Genomic DNA, 18,528 nt, shown 5'->3' on the forward strand with positions numbered 1-18,528 from the left:
TAAGCTTGCATGTTAATGGCTTTTTACTGCGGGAAACAACTCCCTTTAGCAAGATAGTGTATCGCCGCTGCCCGGATTGCCTTCGTGACGCCGGTTAGCCCGGGGAGGACCGCCGCCGCGCCGTCGTCCCGGCCCAGCCGATGCGCATGGCAAGCCGCAGGGTCCCGCCCGGCGCCAGCACCGCCAGTCCCGGCATGCCGGGCTGGTTATGGGCGTTCACCGGATGGGTTTGAGGTTCCAGGCAGATAAAATCGCTGTTTTGCGGCTGATAGACCATCAGGATATCCGTCGCGCTGTCCAGGGTAACGGTGGCGCCGCTGCCGGCATCATGCAATACCGCCCTGCCGGTCCAGCCGGAAAAGGCATTATTCATCCAGCCCGCCCCCGGCAAGCGGGGCGTGGCGAAATCCCAGCCGCTGGGCACCTCTTCCCGCCAGTCCGCCGGCAGGTGATGGGCGCGCTCCGGCCAGTAGCCCCGCGCCTGAAACCACAGCGTCATGGCCGGGGTTTTGCAAAAAAACGGATGAAACCCCAGCCCGAAAGGAAACGGCTGGGCATCGGTATTGGTGATGCTCAGGGTGGCCAGCAGGGCATGGTCCCGCAGTTGATAGCTCAGCTGCGCACGGTAACGGCAGATGTCCGTCAGCGTGCGGGAGAGGGAAAACGCCACCGCGTCGGGCGCAGAGTCCGCCACCGTCCAGGCCGACAGCCAGCCGTCGCCATGTAAAAAAAACCGTTCGTCCCAGGGCGAGCGGGGAAAGGTGATCGTCCGCCCCCGCCAGTTGAACGCATTGCCCTCCACCCGGTTCGCCAGCGGCAGCATCGGGAATAAGGTGCACTCCCCCGGCGGCGCCAGGGGATCCCGTGCCGGGCGCAGGATCGCGATCCCGCTGCGGGTGGCCAGGCTTAATACCGCGCCGCCCTGCGCCCGGCACCGCAAGACGAGCGCCTCGTTACTTAGCGTGATGCTGTTCATAATCCAGCTCCGCCTGGTCGCCGAAGCGTTGTTCCAGCGCCTCCAGCGTGACGCCTTTGGTTTCCGGCACCTTGCGCCAGATAAAGGTAAAACCCGCCAGGCAGATAACGCCGTAGAGCAGGAAACTGCCCGACGCGCCCAGCGCGGCGTTTAACAGCGGGAAGGTGTAGGTCAACAGGAAACAGGCCACCCACAGGGAAAAGGTGCCGACCGCCATCGCCATGCCCCGTACCCGGTTGGGGAAGATTTCCGACAGCAGCACCCAGGTGACCGGCGCCAGGGTCAACGCGTAAATGGCGATGGCCACCAATACCAGCAACAGTACCGGCAGGCCCAGGATGCCCATGGCGTAGGCGGCGGCGATTAAACCGTAGATAATGGTCAGCCCCAGCGACCCCAGCAGCATCAGCTTGCGGCGGCCCAGCTTATCCACCAGCGGCAGGGCGATAAGGGTGAAAATCAGGTTGATAAGGCCGGTGGCGACAATGGATTTGAGCGTATCGTTGATATCGAATCCGGCGGAGGCGAAAATTTCCTGCGCATAATTGAAGATCACATTAATGCCGCACCATTGCTGGAATACCGCCAACACGATGCCGATGATCATCACCGGCCTTACCCGGCGGGAGAACAACTGCGGCAACCGTACCCGGCGGGTACCGTCCCCGGCCATGGACTGGCGGATCTCCGCCAGCATGGTGCGGGCGTATTGGGCGTTGCCGATTTTGGCCAGCACTTTTTCCGCCTGGTCGAAACGGCCCACTTTCACCAGCCAGCGCGGCGACTCCGGCACCATAAACAGCAGCAGCAAAAACGCCACCGCCGGCACCGCGCCGGAGCCGAACATCCAGCGCCAGCCCATCTGGCCGTTCCAGGACTGGGCGATGTCGGCCATGCCGGCATGCGCCGCCACCGGCTCGGCGATCATCAGATTCACCAATTGGGCGGCCAGCACCCCGATAACGATGGTCAACTGATTCACCGCGACAAAAATACCGCGTTTTTCCGCCGGGCTGACTTCGGCGATATACATCGGCGATAATGCCGACGCCAGGCCGATGCCCAGCCCGCCGATAATGCGAAACGCCACGAATAAAGAGAAATTATGCGCCATCGCCGCGCCCCAGGCCGACAGGGTAAACATCACCGCCGCCAGCAGCAGGGGCAGCTTGCGGCCAAAGCGCTCGGACAAGGTGCCGGAGGCGATGGCGCCCGCCACGCAGCCCGCCAGGGCGGAACTCATCGCCCAGCCGGACTGGGCCGGATTGGTAATACCAAAATAGGCTTCATAGAACGGCTTGGCGCCGCCTATCACCACCCAATCATAACCGAATAGCAGACCGCCGCAGGCGGCCACCAGGCAGATAGCCCAGACGTAGGGTAAATTCAACGGACTTGTGCTTTTCATGAGACCACCCCTATTGGTTTTGTTGTGAGCAGTCCTGCAATTCGCCGGTCAGCGTAGGGGCCAACACCGCGAATAACTGCGCCTTATCATGGTTGGGATTACAGGCGAGCAAGGCGTCGAGCTGCTGTTGCCAGCGCAGGGTATCGCCGAGCCCAAGGGCTGCCAGGGCGCCGACAAACAGGCAGTGCTGACGGTGGTTTTGTGCCGGGTCATTGTCCAGCACCACTAAATCGGGCAGGGATACCGCAAAGAAGTCCGTCGCCACCGGCCGGTCGAGGGCGGCGTCGGACCAGTGCCGCAGGGCGGTAAAGAGGTCGTGCGCCTCCCGGACGCGGCCCAGGCGCGCCAGCGCCGCGCCCTGGTAGAACACATAATCCACCGGCTGATCGTTGTAATAACGGCTTTCATTGATCTCGCCGTTGCCCCGTGCCGCCCGTTGAAAATGCGCCCGCGCCTGTACGTCGTCCCCCAGGCGCTGCGCGCAAATGCCCAGCCAGAAGTAAATATCGTTGTCGGTTTGCCCTACCAGCCGCCCTTCCCCCAGGTTCGGCGGATAGCGCAGCGCCGCCTGCAGGCTTAACGACGCGGTATGCGGCTTACCCGCCGCAAGCGCGCCATGGGCCTGGCGAAGCTGCGCGATCAGGTATTGGGCGGTCACTTTGCCCTCGCCGCCTTCCCAGGGGTGGAAGACATGGGACAACAGCACCGACAGCGCTTTTTCCACTTGCCCGAGCTGATTATATAAACTCAGCAGCTCGGCAATCAGGTCGTCGCGCCGGAGGACCACAGGCATATGCGCCGTCAGTTTGGCCAGGCGTTCCGCCGGTTTGACCCCGCATAACCTGCGCAGGCAATCCCCTTCAAACAGCAGGCGCGCGTCGGTGGGGGCCAGGGTGAACGCCTGTTCCAGATGGCGGGCGGCCAGCCGGCGATCCTGTTGTTTATTGAAATAGAAAACCCCCAGGTCGCGCCAGACGCCGGCAAAAGCGGGCTGCAGCGCAAGACTGCGCCGCCAGCAGTCCACCGCCCGCGGGTAGTTGCGTTTGCTGTAATGGAAGCACCCCAGCAGATACTGGGCGAAATAGCACTCAGGCAGTTGTTCCAGCATCGCCACTTCCGCCAGTTGGTTGGGGAACCGCACCAAGCGGCCGAAGTTATCCCGCGCCTGCTGCAGTAACGCCAGGTATTGCCCTGGCGAAAGCGTCCCTTTTGCCAGGACGGCGCGTAAATACAGCGGCAGGGTTTCCCGGCTGTCGAGCAGCGTCAGGATGGCGAGGGCCTCGTCACGCAGGCCGAACGATAGCAGGGTAGTGGCGATGCCCAGGGCGTTAACGCCCCGATCGCCGGTGACCCGGCGCAGCTCGGCAAGCGATGCTTCCTGGTTATCAAACAAATAACGCAGGGCAAACAGCACATAATGCAGGGGATAGACCTGCAGTTGCCGTTCAATATACGCCAGGCTTTCAGCCGGCCGGCCGGTGCGTTGCAGCAGGACGGCCCTCAGCGCCAGCAGCGGATAATTGGCGCCGTTGCTCAGCAGGCTCTGGTCGGCAAAGGCTAACGCGTCCCGCCACTGCCGGCGGCGGGCGGCGATGCGCGCCAAACCGAAAAAGCCCCCTTCCTTGCCGTTGCCGCTCCAGGTCGCGCGATAAAAATCTTCATAGGCGCGATCCCATTGCCGCAGGCGTTCCCAGGCGTAGGCGCGTATCAGGCTGGCGCCGCCGTCCTGCGGATTTTTATTCAGGCGATGGCTACGGGCTAAAGCGGCATCGGCATAGGCGATCGCCTGCTCATAGCCGGCACGGTTATACTCTTTTATCGCCAGCGCCAGGTTGCAACGGTAGTCGCCGGCGTCCAGGGCCAGCCCTCGCCGGTAATACTCGTCCGCGCCCTGTCCGGCATGGTTATATTGTTCCAGGTGCTGGCCGATAAACCAGGCTTCGTCGGCGCTGTCGATATCGGCGGGCGGGCGCGGAGGCTGGGCCGGGGCCGGCAAAGGCGCGTCCGTGGGCTGGTGCTCAAGGTAGCTGAGGACCACGTTATTCTGCGTATCCCTGAGTTCGATGGACAACCGGCCGGAAAAATCGCCCGCTAATTCTTCCTGTAACGCCTGGGTGGGGGTCAGGTCCACCGTGATATCCAGTAGCGGCGCCGGCAGGCGCTGGTCGCGGATAACCAAACGATACCCATGCAGTATCGCCACCGCGTAGAGCCCCCATATCAATCCCGCCGCGGTTCTTTCCAGTTTCAGGGCGGCGGTGGTATTGGCGTTTTGCAGCGTGCCCAGGGTATTGTAAGGGAGGAAATTCTGCACAAAGCGCTTTTCTTCCCCGGCATCCAGCCAGCTGAAATCCGGCTGGTTATCGGTAAATACCCCGGTCATCAATTCAATATAGGGGCCATTGGCGTCGGTCAGGTTAGCGTCCCAGGCGCGGCCGAACTCGCCGTTGCCCCAGGTCCACTGTTTTTTCCCGGGCGACACATGATGATCGGCAATATGCAGTAAGCCGCCCTGCTCATCATGGCTGTAAGCGCCGACAAAATCGTAGTCCGACTTATAGGCCATATACGAGGTCGGCACCGGGATATTCTTGTAACGGGAAATATCCACCCCGGCGGAATAATCGACTTTATAGTAGGTGCCGGTGGCGATGGGAAACGTGGATACATCGCGTTTGCCGTGATCAAATACCGCGGTGACATCGGGCGGAAAGATGCTTTGGTGATCGTCGCCGCCTTTTACCGCCGGATTCGCCCACCATAAAAAATGACGGGGCGTATCGTTGCCGTTGAAGATCCTGGCCGAAATTTCGATTAACGCCCGATCCGGATACAGGGTAAACCCGGTCATGACCTGCAGGCCGCGCATAGGCTCCAACTCACCCAGCCAGACCGTGCAGGCGCCGTCCTCGCGCTGCTGCAGCCGGTAATCCACCGGCATATAGGTGGTCGGCCGGTGATGCTGCGGCCAGTTGAATTCGATGCCGCCGGATATCCACGGCCCGAGCAGGCCCACCAGGGCGGGCTTAATCACCTCGTTGTGATAGACAAAATCGCGCTGTTTGATCTTGTCGTAGGCGCGCTGGATACGCCCGCCCAGTTCCGGCAACAGCATGACCCGCAGATAATCGTTTTCCAGCCACAGCGCCTGATACTCCCGCGGCGCTTTTTCCCCGGTCAGGGTATCCGTTACGCCGTAGGGATAGACCGCGCCGGACGATCCCTGGTACACCCGATGTTCCAGAAACATCGGATGCGTATCCTGCCCACCGGTCAGGTAAGTGGGAATCGACACGCTTTCCCGCCACATCTTCACTGTACCTGTCATAGCCGCCTCAATTAAAGTTTTGATTAAACAAATCAGAGGAGGCAGTATAAAGGACAGTTTGTGGTCAATATTCGTCAAGCGGTCACGCAATACAGTTAAGTGAGTTGAGTGAATGAACCTCTGCGGCATGAACAGCCATATGATGCGCGGTCATAATAAAGCAGTAATAATCAGCCACTTATACCGCGAAAAAATCGCCAGCAAGTCTACGCTGGCACGATTAAGTCAATTGAGCATCCAGGCGGTGAGCAATATTCTGGATGAATTGCTTGCGGAGGGTTATTTGTGCCGTTCAGCACGCAATTTGCACAAGCGCGGCAACAACAGCGGCAGCTTCCAGATCGCCACCCGGGGCAATATCCTGTGCCTGAATATCTCGCCTTTTTTGATTGAAAGCGTCCTGGTGGATGGTCTGGTACGTCCGCTGCAGCCCCTGCGGCAGCAGCCGACGCGGATTGCCACGCCCGGGCAATTGGCGCAGGAAATCGAGCGGCAGTACCATGGATATCGCCAGCATGATCCACAGACGCCGCTGCGCATTGCGCTGTCCATCCACGGCCAGGTCAATCCGCGCACCGGCGTGTCGGAAAGAATGCCCCAGGCGTTGTGGCACGAGCCCGTTGAACTGCGTTATCTGCTGGAAGAGAAACTGGCTACCCGGTTGTTGATGGACAATGATTGCGTGATGCTGGCGCTGGCGGAGAAATGGCAGAACCGGGCTAACGCCGGTGATTTTTGCGTTATCAACGTCGATTACGGCATCGGCTCATCCTTCGTTATCGATCGTGACATCTATCGCGGTACGCTGTTCGGCAGCGGCCAGATCGGCCATACCATTATCGATCCCGACGGGGCGGCCTGCTCGTGCGGGCGCTACGGTTGCCTGGAGACCATCGCCTCGCTCTCTTCCCTGAAGAAAAAGGTCAGGATGCAGTTAAAAATGACCCCGGACAACGACCTGGAAAACCAGCAGATCACCACCGCCTGGCTGCTGAGTGAATTCCACGCCGGCAACCCGTCGGTGCGCCTGCTGGTGCAGAACGCGGCGCGGGCGATCGGGCTGAGCCTGTATAATTTCCTCAATATCCTGAATATCAACCGTATTTATCTCTACGGCCGCAGTTGTCAATTCGGCGCCGACTGGCTGGCGATCATCCATGAGCAAACCCGCTATAATCCCTTCGATCACGCCGAGACCGCCATAGACAACGCGACACAGATTCTGGTGGGCGGATTGAGCCGGCAACAACAGGTGATGGGCATCGGTTTTCTCTATGCCGAGGACATCCTGAAAAACGGACTGTTCGATCGCGCCGCGCCGGAGGTCCAGGCGCGGCAGGAGTGACCGCGCTGCGCCCGAACGGCGGAAAACGGCCGCCGGCGCTACTGGCGCGTCAGGCGCAGTCCGTTCGCCACCACCAGCAGGCTGGCCCCCATATCGGCGAACACCGCCATCCACATGGTGGCCATGCCCAGCATGGCCAGGATCAGGAAGGCGGCCTTGATGCCCAGGGCCAGCGTAATATTCTGCACCAGCACCCTGCGCGTGGTGCGCGACAGGCGCACGAAGCGCACGATTTTATTCAGGTCGTCATCCATCAGCGCCACATCGGCGGTTTCAATGGCGGTATCCGTGCCCGCCGCCCCCATGGCAAAACCGATATCGGCCCTGGCCAGGGCGGGGGCATCGTTGATGCCGTCGCCCACCATGCCGACCTTGCCCTGGCGCGCGTACTCCTCCACCGCGCGCAGCTTGTCCTCCGGCAGTTGATCGCCCAGAGCCTCGTCGATGCCGACCTGGCTGGCGATGGCGCGGGCGGTATGGGCGTTATCGCCGGTCAGCATCACGGTTTTGATGCCCAGGGCCTGCAGCGCCTTGATGGCGGCGCGGCTGCTTTCCTTTACGGTATCCGCCACCGCGAACAACACCAGTACCCGTTCGCCGTCGCTGAGCATTATAACGGTCTTGCCCTGCGCCTCAAGCGCGCCAAGCCGCGCCTCCAGCTCGGGCGTACACACCCCCAGCTCATGAATCAACCGATGGTTGCCAAGCTGGTACTGTACGCCATCCACCGTACCGCGCACGCCGCGTCCCGGCAGCGCGCCGAAATCGGCGACGTCCGGCGGCGGCGCATCATTGCCCCGGTCCGCCGTCGCCACGGCGCGGGAGACCGGGTGATCGGAGCGGGAGGCGATGGCGACGGCGACAAGCACCGGGTCCCGCCCCTCCCCCTGCGCCAGCGGCACGGTATCGGTCAGCGCCGGTTTGCCATGGGTAATGGTGCCCGTCTTGTCCAGCGCCAGCCAGGCGAGCTTGTGGCCTTCCTCAAGATAGACGCCGCCCTTGATCAGAATACCGTGGCGGGCGGCCGCGCCCAGGCCGCTGACGATGGTCACCGGCGTCGAGATCACCAGGGCGCACGGGCAGGCGATAACCAGCATCACCAGCGCCCGGTAGGCCCATTCGTACCATCCGCCGCCGAACAACAGCGGCGCCCCCAGGGCGATGGCCAGGGCGAGGACAAACACCGCCGGCGTATAGATCCGCGCGAACCGGTCGATAAAGCGCGCGGTGGGCGCGCGCGCGCCCTGCGCTTCCTCGACCGCATGGATAATGCGCGCCAGGGTGGATTGGGTGGCGGCGGCCGTCACCCGGAACTCAAACGCGCCCGATCCGTTAATCGTGCCGGCGAACACCGTATCGCCGGCGGTTTTTTCCACCGGCAGGCTCTCACCGGTGATGGGCGCCTGATCCACGCTTGAGGTGCCGTCCGTGATCACGCCGTCGAGAGCGATGCGCTCGCCGGGTTTTACCCGCACGATCCGGCCCGGCGCAATATCCCCGGCGGCCACGTCGGCCCAGCCGCCGTCCGGCAGCCGCACCGTCGCCAGTTCAGGGCTGAGCTGCACCAGTCCGCGGATGGCGTTGCGCGCCCGGTCCAGGGATTTGGCCTCGATAAGCTCGGCCAGGGTAAACAGCACCATCACCATGGCCGCTTCCGGCCATTGGCCAATCAACATCGCCCCCGTGACGGCGATACTCATCAGCGTATTGATATTCAGATTGCCGTGGCGCAGCGCAATCCAGCCTTTCCGGTAAGTTTCCAGGCCGCAGACGGCAATGGCCGCCAGCGCCAATACCGCCCCCGCCCATTGGGGCCATCCCGCCCAGTGGCACGCTTCCGCGCCCAGCGCCGCCGCGCCCGCCAGCGCCAGCGGCCACCAGGGTTTAGCCGCCGGCGTCTCCGGCGGCCGAGCGTCCACCACCGGGCTGCTGTCCATGCCCAGCGCGCGGATCGCCGCCTCGACGGCGGGCAGGGCGCCTTCGCTATGAGCGACGGTCAGCACCTGCCGCATCAGGTTGAACTCCATGCCCTGCACGCCGGGCATACCGCCCAGCGCCTTGCGGATCATGCCCTCTTCCGTCGGGCAATCCATCTGGGCGATATACAGGCGGCTGATCAGGCTGCCGGCGGGAAAGCCGGCCGCGCCCGGACTGGCCGCACTGGCGGTGGCGGAGTGCGCCGCATCCGTCCGGCAGCAGGGCTGAGGCGGGTTATCCTGGCCTAATGGCCCTGAAACACGGGCGCGACAGCAGTCGCGGGGAGTGGTGATGGGGGTCATGCGCTGAAAAGCCATGTTGTGCTCCTGTTAGCATCCGTTATGGCGTATTGCACACCCTGAAGCTACTATAGAGTCAAGCCATATAATAAAGGAGCCCGTGATGAAAATCGGTGAAGTCGCGTTAACGGCGCATTGCACGGTGGAAACCGTGCGTTTTTATGAAAAACAGGGTTTGCTGCCCGCCCCCCTGCGCACCGCGGCCAATTACCGCAGCTATACGCCGCAGCACGTGGAGCGCCTGCGGTTTATCCGCCACTGCCGCGTGCTGGATATGACCCACGGGGAAATTCGCCAGTTGCTGGATCTGGTTGAAAAGCCCGATGCCGGATGCGGCGCGGTCAACCATCTGCTTGAGGAGCATATCGCCCACGTGGAGGCGCGCATCGCAGAGCTTACCCAGCTTAAGGGGCAGCTTACCGACCTGCGCCGGCGCTGCCAGCGGGAACAGCGGGTGGATGGCTGCGGCATTGTGCAAGGCATTGCGGCAATGGACACCGGGCCGGCGCCGGAGCGGCATACGCATTTGGGCTGAATGTCCGATCTCGGCGGATGAACGGGGTAACCCGCCGCCCAGCGCTAATTATCTTAGACGCCTGACGCCGTCGGCAGGACGAGGACATTGCCGGGGCCGGCATCGGCCGCTTTACCCCTCGCGGTTGGCGACATGAGGGGCAAACCCTGGCTCCGCCGGGAGGCAGGATGCCGCGCCACTCAGCGTGGTTGCTTTGCCAAGCCCGTGGCCAGGAACGCGCGCAGCCTTGCCACCCCCTGTGCGAGCCTGTCCTGCGAACTGGCGAAACACCAGCGGATACAGCCCTCGCCCGCCGGGCCGAACGCACTGCCCGGCGCCAACCCCAGCCCGGCGTCGGCCACCAGCGCCTTGCACAGCGCCAGGCTGTCCCGCAGCCCCGCCACACGGAAAAAAAGATACATGGCGCCCTGGGGCAAGGGCGTTTCTATCTGCGCAAAGGCGCTCAGTTCGCGGTGGAGAAAATCCCGCGAGGCCTGGAATCGGGACAGGGTGTCGCGCAGCGCCGCCTCCCCCTGGCTGACCGCCGCCAAGCCCGCCTTTTGCACGAATGCCGGCGCGCAGCTGCTGTTATATTCGATTAATTTACCCATATCCTCTATCAGCGTATCGGGCACCACCATCCATCCCAACCGCCAGCCGGTCATCATCCAACTTTTGGAAAAGCTGTTAATCACGATCAGTCGATCCCGCGCATCGGCAATATCAAGAAACGACGGCGCACAGCGGTTTGCGGGCATGTCAAACACTATGCGGCCGTAGACCTCGTCGGAGACAATCCAGATACCATGCCGGCGGCAATGCGCCAGCACCATCGCCTGCTGCGCCGCCGACATTACCCAGCCGCTGGGATTATTCGGCGAGTTAATCACCAGCGCCCGCGTGCCCGGCGTCAGGGCGGCAAGCAGCGTCTCCATATCCAGGTGCCAGCGGGAGACGTTTTGCGGTTCACGCAGCAGCCGCAGCGGCACTTCCGCCACCCGCGCGCCGAGAATTTTCGGAATTTCAACCAGGTTCGGCCACACCGGCGTCACCACCACCACCCGGTCGCCGGGACGGTAAAGCGCCTGCGCCGTCAGCATCAGCGCCGACACGCCGGAATTGGTCACGGCAATGCGGTTTTCGTCCACCGGCCGGTGCCAGGACGACAGATAACGCGCCAGCGCCTCGCGCAGCGCCGGCTCGCCCAGGTTGGGGGTATAAAACGTCTCCCCCGCCGCCAGCGACGCCTGCGCGGCGGCGCAGATAAACTCCGGCGTGCTGCGATCCGGTTCGCCAAACCAGAACGGCAGGATATCCTCGCGGCCAATAGCGGCGTTGGCCACCTCGCGGATGGCGGAAAAACGCAGATCGCGCACGCCGGACCGCATCAGCGGCGCATCATCGGGGCCGGGCGGCAGCGCGCCATCGTCTGACAGTGACATGTCTTCGCCTTGTAAAAGATGAACGGCCGTGACCGTCGTCACGGGATTGCCCCAGATTAACAACGTTCGGCTGAAAAAGGGAGGCCGGCGCGCTGATATCCCGCCGGCAATATATTATTCCGCCGCGCCTTCCCGCGCGCGCCGTGACTCGCGCCAGCGCGGCTGGTCGCAGATATTGCCAAGGAACTCGATTACCACGTGCGCGCCCAGGTAAGACGTCACGCCGGAGCCGACATCCAGCAGCGGGTTGACCTCGACAAAATCAAAACCCACCACCTGATAGCGTTCGGCTATCGTCTTCAGGCTGTCGCGCAATTCGGCGTAGGTCATGCCGTCCGGCTCCGCCGAGACGCAGCCCGGCACCAGCGACATATCCAGCACATCCACGTCGATGCTGACATACACCCTGGCGTTTTCCGGCAGCAGCGCGCCGATACCCTGCGGCCCGATGCGCCGGAACTCGCCCATCGGAATCACCCGGTTTCCCCCCTCAATCACCTGCTCAACGATTTCCGCGCTGTGGCGCAGGCTGCGGATGCCAATCTGCGTCAGGCTGCTGGCCTTGGCGCGCTCCACCACATGGCGGAAAGCGTGGCCGTTGGTGTATTGCATATCCTGCTCCAGCGTGCCGTAATCCGTATGGGCATCAAAATGCAGTACGTGGATATCGCCGTCAAACGCACGGAACACCGGGTAGGTAATCGAATGGTCACCGCCCAGGATCACCGGCAGCGCGCCGCCGTCCAGGATGTGCTTAACCGCGTCGGTGATAAGCTCAAAGGTTTTTTCAACATTGGTGGGATGGATATCCACATCGCCGGCGTCCACGATCAGCCCGCCGCGGACCTCCTCGCCGAGGAATTCCCGCTTTTCCTCCGGGGAATAATAACCGCGATGCTCGCTGCAAAAACGCAGCGAGTGCTCGCGTAGGGAGCGCGGCGCCATACGGGTGCCGGGCATAAAGGGCGAGCCCTCGTCGAAGGGAATGCCCAATATGGCGATGGCCGCGTCCAGTTGGGTGATATCAGGCGCAATCCTGGCGCGTAAAAACGAAGGAATGCCGACAAACGGCCGGTTGACTCGGGACATGATGTTACTCCTGGGTAGAGGGATTATCGCGCCCCGACGCATAGGTCAGGGTCAGAAACTGCCGCAGGCGGGGATCGCGCGGGGAACCGACCAGCTGTGACACCGGCCCTTCCTCGACAATGCCGCCCTCGCACATAAACGCGAGGCGTCCGGCAACGTTCACCGCAAAACGGATATCGTGGGTGACAATCAGCATGGCCATGCCGCCCTGCGCCAGCGAGCGCAGCAGCGTCTGCACCTCGCCCACCAGCTCCGGGTCAAGCGCCGAGGTGGGCTCGTCGAACAGCATCACCGCCGGGTCCATCACCAGCGCCCGGGCAATCGCGGCGCGCTGCTTCTGCCCGCCGGAGAGCTGCCAGGGATAGCGGTCGGCTACCTGGGACAGCGCAAACTGCGCCATTTGCCGTTCCGCGCGCGCGTGGGCTTGTTCACCGCCGCGGCCCAATACCACCCGTTGCGGCGTGACGATGTTTTCGCGTACGGTGAGGTGCGGCCACAAATTGAACTGCTGGAATACCATCCCCAGCCGGGGGCGCAACATATCGATCTGGCGCCGGGACTGGTGGCGGATGATTTCCCCTTCCCGCCGCCGGCCGAAAGGGGCGCCGTTGATCTCGATAAAACCTTCATCCGGCGTTTCCAGCCAGGTCACGCAGCGCAGCAGCGTGCTTTTGCCACAGCCGCTGGGGCCAATCAGCGCCACAATTTCACCCGGGGCAATATCCAGATACACCTGATTAACGGCGCAGACCTGGCGAAAGCGTTTGCTGACAGCGGTGACGCGCAGAGCGGGCGGATTATTCATGGCATGTTCCGCCAGTCAAGGGAGAGGTAACGCCGGGCAATAGCACTGCGCTGTATAGCATGGCGGCTGGGTTGGCCGCCGCCCAGCTCCACGCGGCGGGCAATCTCGGCGACAAGCGCGGCGATAAGCCAGTACAGGGCGGTAATGGCGATAAACACCTCGAACGGCGCGAAGGTGGCGCCCTGCACCACCAGGCCTTGATAGGTGAGTTCCGGCACGGTGATGGAACTGAGCACCGCCGACTCCTTCATCATGGTCAGCGTCATATTGGTGGTGGGCGGCACCACCGCGCGCAGGACCTGCGGCGCGATAATATGGCGCATGGCCTGCGCAGGCGACATGCCTATCGCCCGGGCGGACTCAAACTGGCCGCGCGGCAGCGCTTGGATGCCGGCGCGCAGGATCTCGCCGTAGTAGGCGCTGGCATAGAGCGCCAGCGCCAGGGTACCCACCACCTCGGCCGGCAGACGCAGGCCGGTATAGGGCAACCCGTAATACACCACGAACAGAAAAATAATAAACGGCGCGCTGCGCAGGCAGGCGATATAGAGACCGATCGGCGCGGCCACCACCCGCAGCGGCACCAGGCCGAGTAGCGCCACCGCCATGCCCAGCAGGTAGCCGATGGCAAAGGCTATCAGCGTGATTTTCAGTGTCAGGCCGGCGCCCTGCAATAATAGCGGCCAGTAGGGATAAAGCACGGTGAAATCAATATGCATACGTTATACCCGGGCGTCCGCTGCCCTGGCCTCCAGGTAGCTGCCGATGGCGCTGAACGCCAGATTGATCGCCAGAAAAATCAGCGCCGCGCCAAGCAGCGTTTCAAACGGCCGGTAATTACCGCCGGCAATTTGCTGCGCGGTGCGCAGCACGTCCACCACGGTAATGACCGATAGCAAGGCGGTGCCTTTGACGATAATCGTGGCTTCGTTGACAATGACCGGAATCATCCGCCGGAACAGCTGCGGTAAGACCACGCATTGCCATATGGCGCGTGGGGGCAGACCGAGCGCCGCGGCAGCTTCGATATGCCCCGGATCGAGGGTGGCAAGGCCGCCGCGCATGGCTTCGGCCAGGAATACGGTACTGTTGAGGGTAATGGCGATTATGCCCGCCGCCTCGGGGCTGAGGTCCAACCCCAGGGCCGGCAATACGTAATAACAAATAAAAATCTGGATCAGCAGCGGCGTGCCGCGCACAAAGCTTATCAGCACCGCGGACGCCCTCCCCAGCCAGACGATTTTTTTCGCCCGCAACAGGGTAAACCCGGTTGAGAAAGCCAGCACCAGCAAAAAAATAATCACGGCCAGGCTAAGGTTGACCCATGCCGCCTCCAGTAAAGGCGGGAAACTGGAAAATAACGTTTGCCAACTGAATTTCATCGCCGGGTCTCCGCGTTCGGTTTAACGAAAATTATTGCGCGCCGGGGGGAAGATAGCCGCTATCCGGGATGTCCATGGTAAAATCGAACCATTTTTGCTGAAGTGTCGCCAGGCGCCCGTCATCACGCATGCTGCGGATAACGCCGGAGATAGCATCGCGCAAATCCTTATCTTCCGGGCGGGTGACCCAGGCCAGGTAGTCATAGCCGCCCTGGTTGGGAATCGCCGTCATCAGGTCAAAGGTATCCGGCCGCTGTTTTACCAATACCGCCAGGCTCGGCAACGATTGCACCACCGCGTCCACCTCGCCGTTGGCCAGCGCCATATACGCTCCCTGGAAATCGGTAAACAGCTTGAGCTGCTTATACCCCGCGCCGCCGTCGGCCTTCAGTTTGGCGTCCAGGGCGCGCGCCACGGGTTCGGTGGACGACGCCAGCTGGGTTGCCACCACCTTGCCGTTAAGATCGGCCAGCTTGGCCAATGCGTCACCCTTGCGCTTGAGCAGATACGGCGCGCCGTTGGCAATGGGCAGGGTGTAGGCATAACGCTTGGCGCGCTCTTCGTTAATCCCAACCGTGGTGGCGACGAAATCAAACTTACCGGCCAGCAGCCCCGGCAAAATGCCCTGCCAGGGCAGATCCAGCTGTTTTACCTTCACTCCCAGCGTCTTGGCCACTTCCACCAGGATATCCGACCCATAGCCGACGATTTTGCCATCCTGCACAAACTCGAAGGGGGGAAACGCCGCCTCGGTGCCGACGGTAACGGTGCCGGTGCGTTTGATTTTTTCCAGCGCGGTTTCAGCCGAGGCCTGGCCGGCAAGCAGCCCAAGGCCGGCGCACAGCAGTACCAGCCGGACAATAAACAGGTGACGGGTTTTACGCATGATTAACTCCCATTGAGGACCGGTAAGGTGGCGTCAAGACTGCGCCGTGACAAAATAATCCGCCCGCACCGCCGCGCCGATCACATTCACCATCAGGCGCGCGGCGGTAATACAGCTGATATGATTCACATCTTTGGCGGGGGTAATTTCGACGATATCCATGCCCACCACTCTGCCCTTGCGTACCAGGGCATGGATCAGGCGGCGCACCTGATGAAAGGTGAGGCCGCCCGGCGCCGGGGTTTCCACCGCGGGCATCACCGTAGGATCCAGGCCGTCCGCATCGATGGTGATATAGAATTGACCGCCGTCGGGGATGCGGTCGATAACGGCGTCGATGCCCGCGTCGTGGACCTCAAAGGCGGGAATGATATGCGCGCCATAGGCCAGCGCCGCGTCCACTTCCTCGGTGCGGGCGCTGCCCTGGGCGCGAATGCCGATCTGGAAGATTTCGCCGATATGGGCCATTTCTGACGCGCGGCGGATGGGGCTGGAAAGACCGTTGCGTACGCCGTTCACCTCATTGCGCCAGTCGATATGCGCATCGATCTGAATCAGGGTAATCGGCCCCCGGCCCTCGAACGCCGCCAGGATGGGAATGGGGATGCCGTGGTCGCCGCCCAGAGTAATGGGCATGGCGCCGGCCGCGAGGATTTTACGGATCGCCTGCTCGGCGCGCGGGGTATGGCTGCTAAGATCGGCGGGATCCGCCAGCACATTGCCCACGTCCACCAGCTTGATCGGCCGGTTATCCAGGATCGGGCCGCCGACGTCGAAATCATACTGATCCTTGCCCTTGCTGACGGTGTCGCTTACGGCGCGCACTGCGTCGGGGGCATGGATCTGATCGTTGCTGATGGCATGAGGGGCGTAGGCATTGCCATAGGGCAGGCCGATAATGGCGATATGCGCGTCCAGGTGGTCGAGATCGGTGGACACCGGCGATCGCAGGAAGCCCTGGGGGCCGTGGGAGGGCGGAACGGTAAGGGGTTGCGACATGTGCTGCTCCTGAAGGATGGGTAACGCTTGGGAGTATAGATCGGTTGCCGGCCGCGCTTGGTAACCGCCGGTGAACCTATGCGTGTATGGCGTACACCCTTTTCGCCGGCAACATGCATCCGGCCCGCTCCCGAGCCCCAGGATGGGGCATGCCTGCTCAGATAAAGAGCAGCCGTGGCCGGCGGTGACGCATCACCGCCGTCTCCCGGCATGGCATTTATCTTGCATGTTGTATTTTGCGCGTCGTTTTTTGCGCACGTTTTTGTTGCAGGGTCCATTGTTAGACCCACTCTGACCGCTCTCAGGGCGCACGTTAAGCGCGCCTTCCGATGTAGCCCCGACGTTAGGCAGCGAAACATGAATCAATCCGCCAAAAATCTTAAACCCGTGCCGCCTCTGACGGAGGCCGATCTTAAACTGCTGCGCATCTTCCGCATGGTCGCCGAGGCCGGAGGTCTGACCGCGGCCGAGGAGGCGCTGAACATCGAGCGGTCCACCATCAGTCGCCATCTCCAGAACCTGGAGGCCAGGCTGGGTGAAAAACTCTGCTTTCGCGGGCCGGCCGGTTTTCAACTGACGCTATTCGGTGAAAGTGTCTTAAGGGCATCCAGCCTGGCGGACGATACGCTGAAAAAAATACGTGACGATCTGAACGACGCGCGTAATATCCTGGCGGGCGATTTGACTATCGGCATCGCCGATAACTGCCTGTCCAATTCCGGCTCCAAGGTGTCCGAGGCGCTGGCGGCATTCCGCTCCATCGCGCCGGACGTCACCGTGCATCTGTCTATCCATCAGCATGATTCGCTGCTCACGCACATGCTTGACCGGCAATTGCATATTGGCATCAGCGGCATGCCGGAGACCAACCGGCAGTTGCAAAGCGTGCCATTGTTCAACGAGGCGTTCCGCCTCTACGTGGCCATCCCCTTCGGCCAGCCGTCGCCCGGGATGGCGGATTTGATTGACCAGAATTATGTCCTGGTCACCCGCGATCGCGATCCCTACAGTTCCCGGTTAAGCCAGCGGCTTAATATGAAACGCAAGGCCGTTGCCTCGGGACTGGAGGCGGTCGCCACCCTGATTGCCGCCGGCGGTTATGTGGGACTGTTGCCGACCCATTACGTGCAGACGCTGTCCCAGTTCTATTGTTTTGTTGAAGTCGCGGATGCGCAAACGTTCGCCTATGAAGTGACGTTTTCGCTGCTGTCGCTGCGGGGGCATCCCCTGCCCCCCAGCGGCCAGCGTTTTATGCGTTTATTGCTCAATTTAATGCACCAGGATACCCGCGGCGGGTTCCCGCTGAAGGCGGCCAGCTAACGCCCGCCTATCGTGCCGCGCCGCCAGCGACGCGGCCGGAGCCAAGCCACGCCACGCGTATTACCGGTTGCTCGGCGCCGCCGTCTCCGGTATCCATGGCCCTTTCACCTCCCCGCCGGGAAAATCGCCGGTGAGAATACGCAACAGCATGTCGCGCGGCGTGTTATCGCCCTGCCCCTGGATGCTGACGATGTCCTGTGGACAGGCGGAAAACGCCACGTAGCAGTCCATTTCGGCGCGCAGGATAATGTAATCCCCCGGACGCGTCACCGTCGGCAGCGTGCTGAGCGTGATGCCGTCCGGCTGCACGCGAATATTCATAAACACATTAAACGAGGCGAGATTGCCGTGCGGCAGGGCAACGCCCAGTTCCGCCAGTCCTTGATGCAGGTTATCGTGGCAGTTGCGATGCGGCTCCGTGCAGCCCAGCAGCTCATAGCGGCGCGCGTCGCAGGCCGCCATAAAGGTGTCGTGCACGCCCGGGGAGGTATCCGCCACCAGGGTCAGGATCGGATGGCGCTGATTGGTGATAAAACTGTCGCCCACCACCGGATTCAGGCGCTGGTTCCAGACCCGCGTCGCCTCCATGCACATGTACTCGCCCACGTCGCGGGCGTTATAAGCCCAGCAGTCCGCCACCTGGGTGCCGTGCAGGTTAATCAACTGCACCGCTTCACCCGCGGCCAGGCGGATCGCCTTGCCGTGGCGGGCGGGGATCAGCCGCTCATCGCGGCAGGTAAATTGTGCTTCCATTGGTC

Annotated in this window: 15 protein-coding genes; 3 read left to right on the plus strand and 12 right to left on the minus strand. The window is 62.3% G+C overall.

All coding sequences use genetic code 11. The features are described 5' to 3' along the window. Positions 1-94: 94 nt before the first annotated feature. Genes ACL2XG_RS06795 through ACL2XG_RS06805 form a run of 3 tightly spaced genes read right to left on the minus strand, consistent with a single transcriptional unit; the run spans position 95 to position 5,712 of the window. Entirely contained in the window at positions 95-976 is an 882-nt protein-coding gene (locus tag ACL2XG_RS06795; RefSeq protein WP_413722530.1) for an aldose 1-epimerase, read from the minus strand. Next, the gene (locus ACL2XG_RS06800; protein WP_413722529.1) at positions 954-2,384 is read right to left on the minus strand and encodes a sugar porter family MFS transporter; all 1,431 of its coding nucleotides are present in this window, start codon (positions 2,382-2,384) and stop codon (positions 954-956) included. Before ACL2XG_RS06800 ends, ACL2XG_RS06795 begins: the two co-directional genes overlap by 23 nt. Before the next feature lie 10 nt (positions 2,385-2,394). Then, positions 2,395-5,712, minus strand: coding sequence for a DUF5107 domain-containing protein (locus ACL2XG_RS06805; protein ID WP_413722528.1), 3,318 nt, complete (start codon positions 5,710-5,712; stop codon positions 2,395-2,397). Between the two features lie 112 nt (positions 5,713-5,824). On the opposite strand from ACL2XG_RS06805, the gene ACL2XG_RS06810 reads away from it, so the two are divergent. Further along, positions 5,825-7,057, plus strand: a complete 1,233-nt coding sequence (locus ACL2XG_RS06810) for an ROK family transcriptional regulator (protein WP_413722527.1) — start codon at positions 5,825-5,827, stop codon at positions 7,055-7,057. Positions 7,058-7,095: 38 nt separating this feature from the next. On the opposite strand, the gene ACL2XG_RS06815 is transcribed toward ACL2XG_RS06810, so the two are convergent. Further along, positions 7,096-9,351, minus strand: coding sequence for a heavy metal translocating P-type ATPase (locus tag ACL2XG_RS06815; RefSeq protein WP_413722526.1), 2,256 nt, complete (start codon positions 9,349-9,351; stop codon positions 7,096-7,098). Positions 9,352-9,436: 85 nt separating this feature from the next. On the opposite strand from ACL2XG_RS06815, the gene cadR reads away from it, so the two are divergent. Then, positions 9,437-9,868: a Cd(II)/Pb(II)-responsive transcriptional regulator gene (gene cadR / locus ACL2XG_RS06820; RefSeq protein ID WP_410015576.1), complete on the plus strand. Its 432-nt coding sequence runs from the start codon at positions 9,437-9,439 to the stop codon at positions 9,866-9,868. A 179-nt stretch (positions 9,869-10,047) separates the two neighbouring features. Here cadR and ACL2XG_RS06825 read toward each other — a convergent pair whose 3' ends face one another. From ACL2XG_RS06825 to ACL2XG_RS06855, 7 genes are all read right to left on the minus strand, one after another. Continuing rightward, entirely contained in the window at positions 10,048-11,289 is a 1,242-nt protein-coding gene (locus tag ACL2XG_RS06825) for a pyridoxal phosphate-dependent aminotransferase (protein WP_413722525.1), read from the minus strand. 114 nt (positions 11,290-11,403) lie between these two features. After that, positions 11,404-12,378: an arginase family protein gene (locus ACL2XG_RS06830; protein WP_410015578.1), complete on the minus strand. Its 975-nt coding sequence runs from the start codon at positions 12,376-12,378 to the stop codon at positions 11,404-11,406. Positions 12,379-12,382: 4 nt separating this feature from the next. After that, the gene (locus tag ACL2XG_RS06835) at positions 12,383-13,183 is read right to left on the minus strand and encodes an amino acid ABC transporter ATP-binding protein (RefSeq protein ID WP_410015579.1); all 801 of its coding nucleotides are present in this window, start codon (positions 13,181-13,183) and stop codon (positions 12,383-12,385) included. Continuing rightward, positions 13,180-13,902, minus strand: a complete 723-nt coding sequence (locus ACL2XG_RS06840; protein ID WP_410015580.1) for an amino acid ABC transporter permease — start codon at positions 13,900-13,902, stop codon at positions 13,180-13,182. The genes ACL2XG_RS06835 and ACL2XG_RS06840 overlap by 4 nt, the downstream gene beginning before the upstream one ends. A gap of 3 nt (positions 13,903-13,905) precedes the next feature. After that, a complete protein-coding gene (locus ACL2XG_RS06845) occupies positions 13,906-14,565 on the minus strand; it encodes an amino acid ABC transporter permease (RefSeq protein ID WP_410015581.1) in 660 nt (219 codons plus the stop codon). Positions 14,566-14,596: 31 nt separating this feature from the next. Then, positions 14,597-15,451 (minus strand): transporter substrate-binding domain-containing protein, encoded by an 855-nt coding sequence (locus tag ACL2XG_RS06850; protein WP_413722524.1) that lies wholly within the window; start codon positions 15,449-15,451, stop codon positions 14,597-14,599. Between the two features lie 33 nt (positions 15,452-15,484). Then, positions 15,485-16,450 carry an agmatinase gene (locus ACL2XG_RS06855; protein ID WP_410015583.1) on the minus strand — a complete coding sequence of 322 codons (966 nt, stop codon included), beginning with the start codon at positions 16,448-16,450 and terminating at the stop codon, positions 15,485-15,487. 357 nt (positions 16,451-16,807) lie between these two features. Here ACL2XG_RS06855 and ACL2XG_RS06860 point away from each other — a divergent pair, with 357 nt between their 5' ends. Further along, positions 16,808-17,770 carry a LysR family transcriptional regulator gene (locus ACL2XG_RS06860; protein ID WP_413722523.1) on the plus strand — a complete coding sequence of 321 codons (963 nt, stop codon included), beginning with the start codon at positions 16,808-16,810 and terminating at the stop codon, positions 17,768-17,770. A 60-nt stretch (positions 17,771-17,830) separates the two neighbouring features. Here ACL2XG_RS06860 and ACL2XG_RS06865 read toward each other — a convergent pair whose 3' ends face one another. Beyond that, the gene (locus ACL2XG_RS06865; RefSeq protein WP_413722522.1) at positions 17,831-18,523 is read right to left on the minus strand and encodes a DUF1989 domain-containing protein; all 693 of its coding nucleotides are present in this window, start codon (positions 18,521-18,523) and stop codon (positions 17,831-17,833) included. Between the last annotated feature and the right edge of the window lie 5 nt (positions 18,524-18,528).

Source organism: Sodalis sp. RH24 (genome assembly GCF_047324145.1).
Classification (GTDB): Bacteria; Pseudomonadota; Gammaproteobacteria; order Enterobacterales; family Enterobacteriaceae; genus Acerihabitans.